15 protein-coding genes and 1 pseudogene are annotated in these 15,922 nt (G+C 53.4%); 9 read left to right on the forward strand and 7 right to left on the reverse strand.

Features of this window, described 5'->3' with window-relative positions:
• Nucleotides 1–225 precede the first annotated feature (225 nt).
• From uvrB to JRI46_10695, 3 genes are read left to right on the forward strand one after another with little or no spacing between them, the layout of a single operon-like run.
• Nucleotides 226–2,235, forward strand: a complete 2,010-nt coding sequence (gene uvrB / locus JRI46_10685) for an excinuclease ABC subunit UvrB (GenBank protein MBW2040036.1) — start codon at nucleotides 226–228, stop codon at nucleotides 2,233–2,235.
• Nucleotides 2,236–2,247: 12 nt separating this feature from the next.
• Nucleotides 2,248–4,074 (forward strand): excinuclease ABC subunit UvrC, encoded by a 1,827-nt coding sequence (gene uvrC, locus JRI46_10690; protein ID MBW2040037.1) that lies wholly within the window; start codon nucleotides 2,248–2,250, stop codon nucleotides 4,072–4,074.
• The gene (locus JRI46_10695; protein MBW2040038.1) at nucleotides 4,055–4,588 is read left to right on the forward strand and encodes an O-acetyl-ADP-ribose deacetylase; all 534 of its coding nucleotides are present in this window, start codon (nucleotides 4,055–4,057) and stop codon (nucleotides 4,586–4,588) included. Before uvrC ends, JRI46_10695 begins: the two co-directional genes overlap by 20 nt.
• 84 nt (nucleotides 4,589–4,672) lie before the next feature.
• Here the strand turns inward: JRI46_10695 and JRI46_10700 are convergent, their stop codons facing one another.
• The 6 genes from JRI46_10700 to mazG form a co-directional block, all read right to left on the reverse strand.
• Nucleotides 4,673–5,194, reverse strand: coding sequence for a Slp family lipoprotein (locus JRI46_10700; protein MBW2040039.1), 522 nt, complete (start codon nucleotides 5,192–5,194; stop codon nucleotides 4,673–4,675).
• A 67-nt stretch (nucleotides 5,195–5,261) separates the two neighbouring features.
• Entirely contained in the window at nucleotides 5,262–5,771 is a 510-nt protein-coding gene (locus tag JRI46_10705) for a Slp family lipoprotein (protein MBW2040040.1), read from the reverse strand.
• Nucleotides 5,752–6,543, reverse strand: a complete 792-nt coding sequence (locus JRI46_10710) for a GAF domain-containing protein (protein MBW2040041.1) — start codon at nucleotides 6,541–6,543, stop codon at nucleotides 5,752–5,754. The genes JRI46_10705 and JRI46_10710 overlap by 20 nt, the downstream gene beginning before the upstream one ends.
• Nucleotides 6,544–6,594: 51 nt before the next feature.
• A complete protein-coding gene (locus JRI46_10715) occupies nucleotides 6,595–8,877 on the reverse strand; it encodes a hypothetical protein (protein ID MBW2040042.1) in 2,283 nt (760 codons plus the stop codon).
• Nucleotides 8,870–9,562, reverse strand: a complete 693-nt coding sequence (gene rsmI, locus JRI46_10720) for a 16S rRNA (cytidine(1402)-2'-O)-methyltransferase (GenBank protein MBW2040043.1) — start codon at nucleotides 9,560–9,562, stop codon at nucleotides 8,870–8,872. Before rsmI ends, JRI46_10715 begins: the two co-directional genes overlap by 8 nt.
• 5 nt (nucleotides 9,563–9,567) lie before the next feature.
• On the reverse strand, nucleotides 9,568–10,344 hold the full coding sequence (gene mazG, locus JRI46_10725) for a nucleoside triphosphate pyrophosphohydrolase (protein ID MBW2040044.1): 777 nt from the start codon (nucleotides 10,342–10,344) through the stop codon (nucleotides 9,568–9,570).
• A gap of 133 nt (nucleotides 10,345–10,477) precedes the next feature.
• On the opposite strand from mazG, the gene amrS reads away from it, so the two are divergent.
• The 3 genes from amrS (at nucleotide 10,478) to JRI46_10740 (ending at nucleotide 13,252) form a co-directional block, all read left to right on the forward strand.
• Nucleotides 10,478–11,488: an AmmeMemoRadiSam system radical SAM enzyme gene (gene amrS, locus JRI46_10730; protein MBW2040045.1), complete on the forward strand. Its 1,011-nt coding sequence runs from the start codon at nucleotides 10,478–10,480 to the stop codon at nucleotides 11,486–11,488.
• A 238-nt stretch (nucleotides 11,489–11,726) separates the two neighbouring features.
• Complete coding sequence (locus tag JRI46_10735; GenBank protein ID MBW2040046.1) at nucleotides 11,727–12,665, forward strand: P-loop NTPase; 939 nt, start codon at nucleotides 11,727–11,729, stop codon at nucleotides 12,663–12,665.
• Nucleotides 12,650–13,252 carry a helix-turn-helix domain-containing protein gene (locus JRI46_10740; protein ID MBW2040047.1) on the forward strand — a complete coding sequence of 201 codons (603 nt, stop codon included), beginning with the start codon at nucleotides 12,650–12,652 and terminating at the stop codon, nucleotides 13,250–13,252. The genes JRI46_10735 and JRI46_10740 overlap by 16 nt, the downstream gene beginning before the upstream one ends.
• 24 nt (nucleotides 13,253–13,276) lie before the next feature.
• On the opposite strand, the gene JRI46_10745 is transcribed toward JRI46_10740, so the two are convergent.
• Nucleotides 13,277–14,245: a polyprenyl synthetase family protein gene (locus JRI46_10745; protein ID MBW2040048.1), complete on the reverse strand. Its 969-nt coding sequence runs from the start codon at nucleotides 14,243–14,245 to the stop codon at nucleotides 13,277–13,279.
• A gap of 193 nt (nucleotides 14,246–14,438) precedes the next feature.
• Here JRI46_10745 and JRI46_10750 point away from each other — a divergent pair, with 193 nt between their 5' ends.
• From JRI46_10750 to JRI46_10760, 3 genes and pseudogenes are all read left to right on the forward strand, one after another.
• On the forward strand, nucleotides 14,439–14,747 hold the full coding sequence (locus JRI46_10750) for a J domain-containing protein (GenBank protein ID MBW2040049.1): 309 nt from the start codon (nucleotides 14,439–14,441) through the stop codon (nucleotides 14,745–14,747).
• Complete coding sequence (locus JRI46_10755; GenBank protein MBW2040050.1) at nucleotides 14,744–15,418, forward strand: methyltransferase domain-containing protein; 675 nt, start codon at nucleotides 14,744–14,746, stop codon at nucleotides 15,416–15,418. Before JRI46_10750 ends, JRI46_10755 begins: the two co-directional genes overlap by 4 nt.
• A 364-nt stretch (nucleotides 15,419–15,782) precedes the next feature.
• Nucleotides 15,783–15,922: pseudogene (locus JRI46_10760) on the forward strand (lipid-A-disaccharide synthase N-terminal domain-containing protein).

Genomic DNA, 15,922 nt, shown 5'->3' on the forward strand with positions numbered 1-15,922 from the left:
GGATCTCCCTGGAGGACACCCCCAAAGGGACGATCTGGCGGGTACGATAAACCCTGGTGCCAGCTCCGCCCCTTTGAGCGAAAGGCAATAATTTCCTACCAAAAGATACCCTTATCCTGCTAATAAAGCGGGCTCCTTAATATCCAAACAGTTTTGTGCTAAAATAATAAAAAACTTTTAAGATTTGTTGGTCTTAACCCCACAATCACAAGCTGGGATAAAACGATGAGTCGTTTTAGATTGGTATCGCCCTTCCAACCCAAGGGTGATCAACCCCAGGCCATAGAGAAGCTGGTCCAGGGGGTCCTGGAGGGGGCAAGGCATCAGGTCCTGTTGGGGGTTACCGGTTCGGGAAAGACCTTCACCATGGCCAACGCCATAGAGCAGGTACAGAGGCCCACCCTAGTCATCTCCCACAACAAGACCCTGGCCGCCCAGCTCTACATGGAGTTTCGTGAGCTCTTCCCTGAGAACGCCGTGGAGTTCTTCGTCAGCTACTATGACTACTATCAGCCCGAGGCCTACATCCCCAGCACCGACACCTATATAGAGAAGGATACCTCCATCAACGACGAGATCGACAAGATGCGCCACTCGGCCACCCGCTCGCTGCTGGAGCGCAACGACGTGATCATCGTGGCCAGCGTCTCCTGCATCTATGGCCTGGGCTCCCCTGAGGCCTATTATGGTCTGCTCCTCTACCTGGAGAGGGGAAAGAGGATAAAGAGGGGGGATATCCTCTCCAAGCTGGTGGAGATCCACTATGAGCGCAATGACATCGACTTCCACCGGGGGACCTTCCGGGTGCGGGGTGATGTGGTTGAGATCTTCCCCCCCTATGAGGAGGCCAAGGCCATCCGGGTGGAGCTCTTCGATGAGGTGGTCGACGGAATCTACGAGATCGATCCCCTGCGGGGCAGGGTCATCTCCTCCCTGGAGAAGATCGCCATCTACCCAGGGAGCCACTATGTGACCACAAGGGAGAGGATGCGGCTGGCCATCGAGGGGATCAAGGAGGAGCTGAGGGGGCGGCTAGCAGAACTCAGGGCCCAGGGGAAACTTTTGGAGGCCCAGAGGTTGGAGCAGAGGACCATGTTCGACCTGGAGATGCTCCAGGAGATCGGCTACTGCAAGGGGATCGAGAATTACTCCCGGCACCTCACCGGCCGCCAGCCAGGGGAGCCTCCCCCAACGCTGCTCGACTACCTTCCACAGAACGCCCTGATCATGATCGATGAATCCCACGTCACCATCCCCCAGTTGGGGGGGATGTACCACGGGGACCGCTCCCGCAAGGAGATCCTGGTGGGGTATGGATTCCGTCTTCCCTCGGCCCTGGACAACCGCCCCCTCACCTTCGAGGAGTTTGAGGAGAGGGTCAACCAGGTCATCTCCGTCTCCGCTACCCCGGGTACGTATGAAGTGGCAAAGAGCGACGGGGGGGTGGTGGAGCAGATCATCAGGCCCACGGGATTGATGGACCCGGGCATCGAGGTGCGGCCTGCGCACAACCAGGTGGACGACCTCCTGGGGGAGATCAGGGAGCGGGTCGAGATGGGGGATAGGATCCTGGTCACCACGCTGACGAAACGGATGGCCGAGGACCTGACAGAGTACTACGCTGAGCTCGGGGTAAGGGTGAAATACCTCCACTCGGAGATCGATACCCTGGAGCGGGTGGAGATCATCAGGGACCTGAGGCTGGGGAAGTTTGATTGCCTGGTGGGGATCAACCTCCTGCGGGAGGGGCTTGACATCCCCGAGGTGTCGCTGGTGGCCATCCTCGATGCCGACCGGGAGGGGTTTCTGCGCTCTGAGAGGGCCCTGATCCAGACCTGTGGAAGGGCGGCCAGGAACGTGGCAGGGAAGGTCCTGATGTACGCCGAGGGGATCACCCCCTCTATGGCCTTGGCCATAGAGGAGACCACTAGGAGGCGGAGGATCCAGGAGGAGTTCAATAAAATTCACGGCATCACCCCTGAAACCATCAAGAAGTCGATCCACGATGTCCTTACCTCCGTCTATGAGGCCGACTACTACACTGTCCCCGTCGTGAGGGAGGAGGAAGAGGGGTACCTCTCCCCCAGGGAGATCCCCCAGGCCATCAAGAGACTAAAAAAGGAGATGAGGCAGGCGGCCGAGAGGCTGGAGTTCGAGCGGGCAGCACAACTCCGAGACCGCATTCAGCGCCTCCAGGAGGCCGCCATCACCAGGGATATACCCTTGGATGAATAGAAATTGGAGGAGATGGATCTGAGCACTCAAGTTGAGTCTCTACCCCAGGCCCCTGGGGTCTATATCTTCAAGGATCCGAAGGGAAGTATCCTCTATATAGGCAAGGCCAAGGACCTGCGCAAGAGGGTGAGGACCTACTTTCAGGGGAGGGAAAGGGACACAAAGACCTCAGTGATGCTCTCACGGGTCGCGGAGATTGACCACATCGCCACCCAGACAGACAAAGAGGCCTTTATCCTGGAGGACACCCTTATCAAGGAACACCGCCCCCGCTACAATGTCAAGCTCAGGGATGACAAGAGATATCCCTGCCTCAGGCTCAGCGTGCAGGAGAGATTCCCCAGGCTCTCTGTGGTGAGAAAGACCAAGCAGGATGGCTCCCTCTACTTTGGCCCGTTCCCATCAGCTACTTCAGTGCGCGAGACCATGAAGGCCATTCACAATGTCTTTCCATTGCGCAGCTGCAGCCCCTCACAATTCGCCCACCGCAGCCGCCCCTGCCTCAACTTCCAGATGAAGAGGTGTCTGGCCCCCTGTTGTCATGAGGTGGACGAGGAGGAGTACGGCCGGATCGTACAACAGGTCCGTCTCTTCCTGGAGGGGAAGAGCCACCATCTTGCAGGGGAGTTGCGCCGCAGGATGAAGAAAGAGGCACAGACCCTGAACTTCGAAGAGGCGGCCAGGACCAGGGACCGCCTTGCCTACCTGGAACGGATTATTGAGAAGCAAAAGGTGGTCTCCCAGGACATCTCCCATCGGGATGCAATCGCCCTCTGGTGCCAAGGGGGAAGGGTGGGAATCCAGGTCCTCTTCATCCGCGGGGGGAGGCTCCTGGGGGGAAAGTTCTTCACCATAAGAGATTCGGGGCTCCCCGATCAGGAGATCTTATCCTCCTTCCTGCGCCAGTTCTACCAGGAAGGGAAGTTCATCCCCCAGGAGATCCTCATAGCAGCGCCCCTAGAGGACGCCCCCCTCCTGGAGGAGATACTGGGAGAGAGAGGTAAAAAGGGGATAAAGATCCGCCATCCACGGAAGGGGCAGAAGAGTTACGACCTCCTCCAGATGGCCCTGGAGAACGCCCAGGGAAAACTCATAGGCCAGCTCCGGGGTGAGGGGGTCCTCCAGGAGATGAAAGAGAGGTTTCACCTCAGCCAGATACCCCACAGGATTGAGGGGTTTGACATCTCCAACCTGGGAGGGGGGTTGGCTGTGGGCTCCATGGTGGTCTTTGAGGATGGGGAGCCTGCCAAGGCCCGCTATCGCAGGTACCGAATAAAGGCCGTGAAGGGGATAGACGATTATGCAATGACCTATGAGGTCCTGCTGCGCAGGTTTCGCCGTGGAAAAGAAGAGGGAGATCTCCCCGATTTGATCCTCATCGATGGAGGCAAAGGACAGTTGAATGTCGCCCTGGAGGTCCTAAAGGAATTGAAGATAGAGGACGTGGAAGCCCTGGGCCTGGCCAAGAAGAGAAGGCCAGGGGAGAAAGAAAAGGTCTTCCTCCCCAACAGGAAAGAACCCATCGCCCTGCGGGGCTCATCCCCTTCTTCGTTGCTCCTGCAGCGGATCAGGGGCGAGGCCCACCGCTTCGCCATTACTTACCATAAGCGATTACGCAGAAAGGAGGGGCTGAAATCAATTCTCGATGAGATACCCGGAATAGGAGAGAACAGAAAACGAACCCTCTTGGAACAACTGGGGGGGCTGGAAGGGGTAAAAAGGGCCTCTACAGCGGAGCTGGCCAGGGTGCCAGGTATAAACCGCCCCCTTGCCCAGAAGGTCTGGGAGCATTTCCATGGAAAGGAGAGAGGAGGTAGCCATGCAGATCAAGATCGATAAAGCGACCTTAGAAATAGTTCAGGGGGACATCACCCAACAGACAACCGACGCCATCGTCAACGCCGCCAACCCCACCCTGCTGGGAGGGGGTGGTGTGGACGGGGCCATCCATCGCGCAGCAGGGCCAAAACTGTTGGAGGAATGCCGGACCCTGGGAGGGTGCAAGACAGGAGACGCCAAGATTACCAAAGGGTATCGCCTGAAGGCCAGGCATGTCATCCATACGGTAGGGCCTGTCTACCATCGGGAGGGAGCGCGGGCAGCGGAGCTTCTAGCCAGCGCCTATTGCAGGAGCCTGGAGGTAGCCAGTCAAAATGGTTTAAAGAGCATCGCCTTTCCCTCCATCAGCACCGGGGCCTATGGCTATCCCATAGAGGAGGCCGCCCCTATTGCCCTCCAGACGGTGATAGACTACCTTAAGGATCATCAGGAGATAGAGTTGGTGCGCTTTGTACTCTTCGACCGGCACACCCTTGAGGCCTATGAGGAGGCGCTTAAGAAGCTGTCAGCATAAAGGGAGAAATTGTGGGGACGTCCATTTGTAAATAAGTAACTCAATTGGGCAAGCGCTAACCTTTTGATATTCTAAAGAAATGGCCTAACAGGGGTCGTACCAGGGGTACCACCAAGGATACCACCAGGGATCCCAAAGACCCCAAGGGTATGGTTCATACGTACGAGGCTGTTCTTTCTCCCACAGATGGATCTCTTCGATCAAGATATAGGGGTAGTGATATTCTATTTCACCCAGCGGCAGGACCTTCTCCCCCTGCACCACCCCGGCGATGGTCACCTTTCTCCCCTTTTGGTAGATCTCACCCTCGAGAAGGCCCTTATAGAGGGCCAAAAAGCGGCCCTCGGAGATATCGGTCTGAATAGGTCTGCCCTCACGATCCAACTTGGTCTGATAGACTTCTAGCAGGGTCCCCTCCTTTTTGTTCACCGTCTTGACGATAACTCCTCCTAGCAGGACTACCTTACCCTTATGGGCGTTGGGGTCCTTGCTCAGTTCTGAGAAAGTGATCTCCTTATCCACCTCTTTCAGGACGTCTCTGGAGATGGTGTGGACGCAGCCGGATAAAAAGACAAGGGCCATCACTATAACTAGAAGCCTCATCATTGCGCCTCCTAAACACCTCAGTTAGCGTTTGAGGATTTCGGTAAAAAACTTTGAACCCTTGAATCCTCTAAAAAACCACCCCCACACCGAAATGTACCCGGGGTTCTGCAGAGGAAGATTTCTCTTCTGGCCAGAGATAAAGTTCCCTCTTCTCAACGATGAGATAAGTATAATCTATCTCACCTAATGGGCGCACCTCTTTTCCCACCACGGTACCCGCCACGGTGACCTTCCTCCCGTGGCTGTAGATGGCCGGATCGAGGAACCCGGGGACAGTAACAATAAATCTCCCCTTTGATACATCCCCTGCTGCGGGCCTCCCTCGAAAGCCGAGGGGGCGCTGTAAGACGAAGATCAGGGTCTTGTCAGGGAGGTTTTGGGTCTCGATGACGTCACCTCCCAAAAGCAAGGTCCTCCCCTTATAGGCCTCTGGTTCTTCCGACAATTGTTCAAAGCTGACACCCTTATCGACTTCCTTTAACACCTCCCTAGAGATCACCGGGGCGCAACCAGCCAGCAAGAGGATGGTCAACACGGCAATGGGGATGAAGAAGGGGTTATATTTTACCGTACTCATCTTTCCACCTCCTCACCTCTTCCTGCCTCTCCTTTTCTTCCTTCCACATCTCCTCCAGGTCCTGAAGGCATGTCTCCATTTCTCCTATCCCCTTAAATATTATCTCGGCATACCCCTTTGTCTCATTCTTGTTGGCCTTCTTGTGCAATCTGCGGGCGAACCCACCGATGACCATAAACCTGTTGCGCAGAAAATGGGCCATGGATTTGACTATCTCCTCCCGATCTTCGTACGAACGGATGAGCTCATTTACCAGCTCCGCCTTCCCCACCGTCTCTCCTATCAGATCGGCCATGATCAGGAGGTAATCAAATTCCTCCTCTGCGATAGGGGTTTGCTCCCTGCCTGAATCGACCACCAGCACCCCAAATTTCACCTCCTGTTGCGTCCTGGCATCTACATATTTCAGGGGAACCACCGCCTTGATCTTCACCCTCTCTTTCAGGGTATGTTCGTAACCGTTGGTCTGGGAAGGGTCTGTAAGGTTCAAGGCCCTCCCCTCTTCAAATACCTCCCACACGATGCTCCTTTTGACGATCTTCTTGGAGGTATGAAGATCCTCTTTATAGTCCCCAATCCAATACTTGATCATCAACCTTCCATCTTCTAAAACAGCATACCTGGCCCTCTTGCCCAACCTTTCATTTACGTGTTCCAGGGCCCTTCTGATGATTATGTCTTTGTCAAGGGATCGGCTTAATAGGCGGGCGACATCGATCAAATCTTCATAATGCTTCTCTAATCCCTCCAATTTGGCACCTTTTGGGGCCATCTCTTCTCCTTAAACACTTATGCCTTTGCTATTATAGCATCATACCCACCATCAATCTACCATCACCCTTTCCCTTCCCCGTAGGATATTCACCCCCAAAACCAAGATGGCGGAGAGGTTCAAGGCAATGACCACGTAGATGGCCTTTTCTATACCCAGGATAGGCAATAGGATGACGCTGATGACCAGGGCCCCCGCGGCAGAGCCCAGGAGATCGACGCCGTTTATCAGGCCCCCTATCCTTCCGATCTCGCTCCCCTCCCCCAGATAGATCTTGTTGGCCAAGGGGAAGTGGACACCACCGAGAAATCCAGCCAGCAGTGTCAGGAAGGGGAAGATCACCTCCATCAGGCGGGAAAGGGGGGTGGGAAAGACCCCTTGGTGGAGGCCCAGGATGAGCAGAAGTACACCAAGGGCATAAATGGCCACCCCAGCCTGGACCATGAGCAGAGAGCGCAGGGGCCTTTTGATCCTTTTCATGCCAGCGGTTATCATCCACCCCCCCAGGGCAAGTCCGATCATGTAGGCGGTGATGATTATCCCTATCTTATAATAGAGATAGCCGTAGATGATCTGAAAGGCGAGGATGAGGATGACCTCTAAGGCGATCTCCGAAAACCCCGTGACCGAGACGGCCCATAACAGGGGGGCAGAGGAAGAGGGTCTCCTCCCCCTCCATAAGAGGGCAAGGGTAATGATGGCGAATAGATAAAATATCCACTCCACCCTCATGCCCAACATCCGCAAGAACCACCTCTTTAACAGAGGGGTATATTGGGCACTCCAGAGGACGATATCGTAAAAATAACAAATGGGGTGTAGGTCCTTATTTATCCCCGATCCTCTTCCACGCTCCAAGATGGATTGGAGATAGCGGACCCTCTCAGGGGAAAGGTTGAACAGGATGTAATATTCGCGGACATAGCGGAGTCTTAAGTTCCTAAGGCATGCCCGCTGGACCAGGATCCTAGGATCTGGGATTAGGACTCCCTTTGTCCCCGTCCCCAAAAACCTGGCCGCAGGGCCTGGGAGGACTATGACCTCGGGGAAGATCTCCCTCATGGTCCAATAGATCGAGCTCAAGAACTGGGCCAAGGTATGGCCGATGACATTCTCCGAGGAGCTGACCGAGAGGTAAAAGATCCCCCCCTTATGGAGGGCCTCCTTCACCTCGGCGAAGAACTCCCGTGTGTAGCAACGGTTGAGCTGGGCGGTGGTCGGATCGGGCAGATTTAAGATGATCACATCATAACCCCTCTCCCCTCTTTGGACAAACCTCCGCCCATCAGTGTAAATGATCTGTACCCGTGGGTCATCCAGGGGCGAGGTGGCATCAGGGGGGAGATATCTCCTCCCCATCTTGATCAGCTGTGGGTCCAATTCCACGTAATCCAAGCGACGGACAGAGGGGTGCTTTAAGACCTCTCTCACCAGACCGCCGACCCCTCCACCGATCAATAGGACCTCCTTCGGCCCTGGATGCTCCAACAGGGCGAAGTGGACCGCTTCTTCGGCCGTCAGGGGATCGGGATAGGTGAAGTTCCATACCCCGTTCTCAAAGAAGCTCACCTGGGGGCCATCGTTGATCACAGTGATATTGCCATAGATGGTGTCCTTGCTGGCGATCACGTTATACCCCCTCCACCCCCACCCCTTGGAGATGAGGTTAACCCTCTCTCCATAAAAGGTCAGGGTACCAAGGAGGAGGCATATCCACAGGATGGCCAAGGGCCTCAGTGTCCGACCGAGGAGGAGGGAGGAGAAAGACAAAAGGGCAGCCGTAAGCAGGACAACCTGCCAGGGATTTAGAAAATGGACAAGAAGATAGCTGAAGGCCACCCCTCCTATCCCCGCCCCCAAGGCCTCGTAGGCATAGACCACCCCTACTGACCTCGCCTCTTTTCCGAGGATCTCTCCGAGGAGGCTGCACCCCAGGGAAAAGAGGAAACCCGAGAACAGACAAAAGGGGACAAGGAGGAAAAAGATACCCATAACCATCTGCGGCAAGGAGGCGATCTCCCCCACAGGGACCCCCAGCAGGGGGCGCAGATAACGGGCCAGCAGCAAACTGGCAGGGAGGAGGGAGGCGAGGACCAACTGGACCAGGGCAAAGAAGGAGAATTTCCCCTTGATGCGATCGGAGAACACTCCCAAGACGGCACTCCCCACAGCCGTCCAGAGGAGCCAGGCCGATAACATCACCCCTGTCGAGAGCTCATTGCCAGAGAAGACTACCATGAGCTCTCGGAGCAGGATGATTTGTGCCAGGAGGGCGCCCAACCCCATAAGGACGAAGGCAAATACTGCCCTTCCTTTCCCCCTCCCCTTAACCACCCCTCCCCCTTCCGGCCACCAGCAAGGTAATCTCACCCCTGATTTGCCTCTGCTCTAATCCATCTATGACCTCGGCTATCCTCCCCCTGATCACCTCCTCATATAATTTAGTCAGCTCCCTGGCCACAACAATCTGCCGATCCCCACAAATATCTCTTAGATCCCCCAGGGTGTGCAGGAGGCGATGGGGGGCTTCGTAGAGGATGATGGTCCCCCGCAATTCCTTTATCTCCTCTATCCTCCTCTTCCTCTTGGCTCCTTTAGGAGGGAGAAATCCAAAGAAGTGAAAGGAGTCGGTGGGAAGCCCGGATACGGCAAGGGCCGCAATGAGGGCAGAGGGCCCGGGGATGGGGATCACCTCTATCCCCTCCTCGATGGCCCGCTGAACCAGGCGAAAACCAGGGTCGGAGATCCCAGGGGTGCCTGCATCGGAGATCAAGGCTATCTCTTCGCCATTAACAAGTCTCTTTACCAAGACCTCCTTCTTGCTCGGCTCATTGTGCTCGAAAAGACTGGTGAGAGAAGCCCTTATCCGATAACGCCCCAGGAGCCTCTTCGCCCTCCTGGTATCCTCGGCGGCGATCAAATCCACCCTGCGCAAGACCTTGATGGCCCGGAGGGTAATATCCTCCAGGTTACCTATCGGGGTGGAGACCAAGTAGAGTCTTCCCTTCCTCCTTGCCATAGGGGCTATCCCCCCTCCTCTGCCTTGCTCTCCTCCCAAAGGGCATCCATCTCGGGCAGAGACACCTCATGAGGTCCCTTGCCCTCTTCTTTTAATCTCTTCTCTATGTATTTAAACCTTTTCGCAAACCTATCCGTGGCCTTCCTTAAGGAATCTTCGGGGTCTACATTGATGAACCTGGCCAGATTTACCATGGTAAAGAGGACATCCCCAAATTCATTCCTTAGCTTTTCTTCCTTCCCCTCTCGCAAGGCCTCCTTAAACTCCCTTAATTCCTCCTCCAGTTTCTTCCAGACCTGATCCCTACCCTTCCAATCGAAACCCACCTTAGAGGCCCTCTGCGTCAGCCGGTAGGCCCTCATAAGGGAGGGGAGGTATCGGGGGATACCCTCCATCAAGGATCTGCTCGGTTTCTCTTTGGCCTTCAGTTTCGCCCAATTCGCCTCTACCTCTTGGGGATCAGAGACCTGGGATCTACCAAAGACATGAGGGTGCCGACGGATCATCTTTTCGGCCACCCCTTGGATCACATCATAGATGTCGAAAGGACCCTCTTCTTGGGCGATCCTAGCCATGAAGATGATGTGGAAGAGAAGATCCCCTAGTTCCTCCTGGAGCCCTTTGTCATCACCCGTGTCCAAGGCCTCCAAGACCTCGTAAGTCTCCTCGATGAGGAAGGGCTTGAGGCTATCCTTGGTCTGGCGGCGGTCCCATGGGCATCCACCCTCCCCCCTCAGCCGGGCCATGATATTTACCAGATCATCAAATCCCCTTTTCCCCATTTTGCCTCCTCTTACTTCAGATTAAGGCAATATCAGTGGATTTGCAAGGCGAAAAGAGGAAACAGATCCAGGAAGATCTTCTTGTGGATAATCATCGCTGGATATGATAGTATCTTGTCCAAAGGGGATAAAAATGAAAGAGGCTTACCTCTATGAGAAGTTATCAGGGGGGAAGGTCCGCTGCCATTTGTGCCATCATCGCTGCACCATTGCCGATGGGAAAAGGGGGCTTTGTTATGTCCGGGAGAACAGAGGAGGGACCCTCTACTCCCTGGTCTATGAAAGGCCCATCTCGGCCAACGTGGACCCCATTGAGAAAAAACCCCTCTTTCACTTCTTGCCGGGAAGCAGCGCCTTTTCCATAGCTACAGTGGGGTGTAACTTCCGCTGCCTCCACTGTCAGAATCACGATATCTCTCAGATGCCCATAGAGGAGGGGACGATCTCCGGCGACAAAGTATCATGTGAGGAGATCGTCTCCTTGGCCATCAAATACAACTGTGCCAGTATTGCTTACACCTATACCGAGCCCACCATCTTTTTTGAGTACGCCTACGATACGGCCAAGATCGCCCAAAAAAGGGGAATAAAAAACAACTTCGTCAGCAATGGCTTTATGACCTCAGAGGCCCTGGAGATGATCGCCCCCTATCTAGATGGGGCCAATGTAGATCTCAAATCCTTCTCTGAGGAGTTTTATCGAAAGGTATGTAGCGCGAAGTTGAAACCCGTGCTGGAGGACATCAAGAAGATGAAAGAACTGGGGATTTGGGTGGAGACCACCACCCTGATCATACCCACCATGAACGACTCAGAGGGGGAATTGCGGGAGATCGCCCGCTTCATCCTCTCAGTCTCCCCAGAGATCCCCTGGCACGTCACCGCCTTTTACCCCACTTATAAGATGCTGGACAAGCCAAGGACTCCACCAGGGATCATCAAGAGGGCCAGGGAGATCGGCCTGCAAGAGGGTTTGCGATATGTTTACTCAGGCAACATCCCCGGAGAAGAGGGAGAGAACACCTATTGCTACAATTGCAATAACGTGCTCATCCGCCGCTGGGGATTCCAGATATTGGAAAATAAAATTAAGGAAGGTAAGTGCCCTCACTGTGGCACCCCCATCGACGGGGTGGGGATGTAGAGATATCACCGTGAAAATCATTCACGGCAAAATTGAGCCTGCAAGTTTTTCGACCTGTTGCTATTTTCGGGCTCTACGTGAGGGGGCTGCGCCCCCTGAAACCCCTGGGTAAAGGAAGGGTTCAAGGGTTACAGGGGTCTAGGATTCCAGTGAAAAACAAATTACTTGAACCCTTGAATCCTAGAATCCTGTATTTTCATTGGTGGGGGTGAGGGTAAGCCCCCATGAGGGTTTATGATTGACCATGAATGAGGACAAGAGGGGAAAGAACATTTGGGCAATAGGAGGAGGGAAGGGGGGGGTTGGTAAGAGCTTTGTGGCCATCAATCTTGGGATAGCCCTCTGCGAGCGGGGCAAAGAGGTGATATTAGTAGACGCCGATTTGGGGGGCGCAAACCTCCACACCCTCTTGGGTATCACCTACCCTACCATCACTCTAGATGACTTTATTAGGAAAAAAGTAAGAAGCATCGAGGATGTCCTTATGGAGACAGAGGTACCTCATCTCAAATTGATCACCGGATCCCTCGATATCGTGACGATAAGCAACCCTAAGTATACCCAAAAACAGAGGGTCATACGCCACATACGTTCCCTGGACGCCGACTACGTCATCCTTGATCTAGGGGCAGGTGCATCCTACCATGTCCTTGACTTCTTCCTCATCTCAGAGAGGGGGATCTTTCTCATCACCCCTGAGCCTACCTCCCTGGAGAATGCTTATAGGTTCCTGAGGGGGGGGGTTTTTCGCAAGTTGAGGAAATTGTCCTCTCAATATGAGGTCAAAAAGGTCATCGAGTTGGCCATGGACCGGGGTAACCCCCAGGGAATAAGGACCCCCTTTGATCTTCTCACGCGGGTGGAAGAGCAGGATAAGGAGATGGGAAAATTATTAAAGGAAGAGATCATGCGGTTTCGGCCACAATTGATCGTCAATCAGGTGAGAAACCGCAGGGAGGCTGAGCTTGGGTTCTCCGTCAAGAGCGCATGCCGAAAATACTTTGGCATTGAACTCAGCTACTTGGGCTACATCTTGTTCGACAATAACGTCTATTTCTCCACCCAAAGGGGACACCCCCTTCTCTTAAATCACCCAGCCTCTGATGCAGCTAGATGTATCAGAGACATCACCTCTAAATTAATAGACGGAGGGGAATTAGGGTGGTCTCTGCGCTAAGACCTTGTAAGGAACAGAATTACTATGAAATCCTTGAGGTCAGTCCTCAGGCCACGGATGAGGAGATACGTATTGCATACGAGAATCTAAAGACCACCTATAGTCCCAGCTCCCCTGGGATATACGCCCTCTTCACCCCGGAAGAGGTGAAGGATATCCTCACCAAGGTGGAGGAGGCCTATCGGGTGTTGAGCAACCCGCGGAGCCGAAGGGAATATGACCTCATGTTAAGAGGAGAAGGAGGAAAAGTGGCCATTCCTCCTTCAACTCCAATTGTTCCCCATCGACGCCTCGGCCCGGAGGAAATAAGGGAGATCATGGGTAGTAAAGAAGTGACATTTTCAGGAGAAAGTTTGCGTAAAATTCGCGAGTACCTCTCTTTGGGACTAGATGTGGTGGCAATGGAGACAAAAATAGGCAAGGACAACTTGAGATCCATCGAAGAAGAAGATATCCACGCCTTCCCTGCCCCGGTATACCTAAAGGGTTTTTTGGGGGCCTATGCCAAGATCTTGGGCCTTGATCCGTACAAGGTAGTCGAGGAGTACCTCCAGGGGATAACCCGAAAGGGTTATCAGGGGGATTAAAGAACGGAAATGGGGTCAGATGATTTAAATCCTCCTTCTGACCACATAATCGGCCATCTCGAAGAGGGCATCCCTCTCTGGAGAGGGAGGCAGACTCCATAACTTCTCTTTACCCCCATCTATATATTGCTGGGCCTTGGCGAAGGTGTAGTCGATGCCGTTATACTTATCAATAAAAGAAAGTGCCCTCTGCAGGCCATCAGGGGGAAGCTCATCGCTCAAGACGATCTCTTGGATCTCCTTTTTCTCCTCAGGGGTGCATTTTTTTAAGGCATAAATGAGGGGCAAGGTGATCTTCCCCTCCTTAAGATCACTGCCTGTCTCCTTCCCCAGGGCCTCCTTCTCGCCAACATAATCCAGACAATCGTCCACCAGCTGGAAGGCGATCCCCACCTGGAGCCCATAGTGGGCCATGGTCTCTTCGATCTCCAGCGGTTTCTTTCCTAAAATGGCCCCTATACGGGTTGCGGCGGATATCAGGACGGCTGTCTTGTTGATGATCAACTCCAGATTTTCTTCCTCTGTTATAGAGAGGTCAGCCGTCTTCACCAGCTCCATGGTCTCCCCTTCTGCCAGGGCGGTGGTGGCCGAGGCCAAGGTTTGCAGGATGCGTAAGTAACCTATTTCCACCATCATAGCAAACGACTTGGAGAAGAGGAAATCCCCCACCAAGACACTGGCCTCATTTCCCCAGAGTGTGTTGGCTGAGGCGCTCCCCCTCCTGACCTCGGCGTTATCAATCACATCGTCATGGAGGAGGGTGGCGGTGTGGATGAACTCGATGACCACGGCCAAGGGGATATGGTCTCTGCCCTTATAGCCGCAGAGTCTGGCGGAGAGCAAAAGGAGGGCAGGGCGAAACCTCTTGCCGCCGCGTGAGATCAGGTCTTCCGCCACCGTGGTGATGAGGGGGACCTGAGAGACGAACCGGTTCTTAACCTCCTCCTCAACTTTTTGCAGATCCTCCTGGATTAGTTTGAGGACCTTCTCCATCTTTTGGTCTCCCTTTAGCCTTTATACTAAAAGCACCCCTCCTTGTCAAAGGCATTTTTGGCCCTTGTCCGAAGCCCTAATCTATGATAAAGGAAATCTTTGAAGGTTACCCAGACAGGCAGTTATACAATAAATACATCAGAGAAAGAAAAAGAGGAAGCATTGTTGTATGAAACACCCCGGAGATAGAGAAATGAAGAGGATTACTTTTGAAAAGATCGATGCCGCCAGAAAGGTTTTAGAGTTGGAAGAAGAGGCCTCCTCGGAGGAGATTAAAAAGGCCTACCGGGGATTGAGCAAGAGATACCACCCTGATCATTGCCAGCAGGAGGAGGCCTATTGTGAAGAGATGATCAGAAAGATCAATCAGGCCTATGAGGTGATCACGGCCTATATCCACAGCTACAAATATTCCTTCCGCAAGGAAGAAGTGCAGAGAAATGACCCGCACCATGTCATGGGGAGATTCTACGAAGACTGGATGTGGGGACCGGGGCAGTGAATGAATTATTCGACCGAGAAGTGGCTGAGGGCTACGATCGCTGGTATGGAACAAAGGAAGGGGCTCGTTACGATCTATCTGAGAAGGAACTGATACTTCGTCTACTCAGGCCCCAGGGGGAAAAGATGCTCTTGGATGTGGGTTGTGGCACAGGAAATCTCCTCCTCTTCCTCCAGCGACAGGGCATGCGGGTAGTGGGGGTAGATCCCTCTCCATACATGCTGGAGAAGGCCAGGAAAAAGCTGGATAAAGGACCCCCTCTTTTGCACGCCAGGGCGGAGGAGCTCCCCTTCAAGGATAAGAGCTTTGACATGCTGATCTTGGTCACCACCTTGGAGTTCGTTGAGGACCCCTTTTTAACATTAAAGGAGGCCTTCCGGGTCACGCGGGAGCGGGTCTTTTTGGGGGTGTTGAACGCCCTTTCTCCTTTGTCCATTTTCAGAAGGATAAGAGGTAAATTTAGGCAAAGCATCTATAACCACGCCCGTTTTTATTCCCTCTGGGAGTTAAAGGCATTGATCAGGGCCTCCCTCACCTCGCCTCCCTACCGTCTCCGTTGGGCAGGCCTGTCGCCCTTCCCCTTAAACCCCTTCAGTGCCTTTTTAGGAGTCGTGATAGACTTAAAAAGGTCTAGCCATCAACATATCCTTACCTCGCCAATGCCAAGATAATCAAAGGACATATCGTCCTGAACATGTTTGGTAGTAAATTAAAGGGATTGAAAAGAATTTAGAAAAGGTATAGGTTAGTGTCTTCAAATAGTTAGATTAAGAGCAATGATCTTTTCCATAATATGACAAGAGGTAAGCTCCTAGAACACCTTTCGTTTATTAGGATGTTGAGAGTATTAATCGTTTGCCTGGGAGTCTGCCTCATTTCCCAGACTTAAGGCCTCTAGGGCTTTCTCTCCCTCAGGCCCCGTCTTGGCGGCCTCATGGGGGCAGCCTTTATGGTTAATAACCCAAAAGAGAGAAGATTCTATTGGTCTAAAAAGAAGGGTCATCTCCTCATTTTGGGGGTCAGATCTGCTTTTTTATGAGGTTCCTGATCTAGTTGGTTGCCTCGGAGAAGAAGGGAAAAAGCGTCATCCCCATCTACTTTTGGTACCTCAGCCTTCTAGGAGGTTTGACCCTCTTGACCTATGCAATCCATATCAAAGATCCCGTCTTCATCGT

Source organism: Deltaproteobacteria bacterium (genome assembly GCA_019308925.1).
Taxonomy (GTDB): Bacteria; Desulfobacterota; B13-G15; order B13-G15; family RBG-16-54-18; genus JAFDHG01.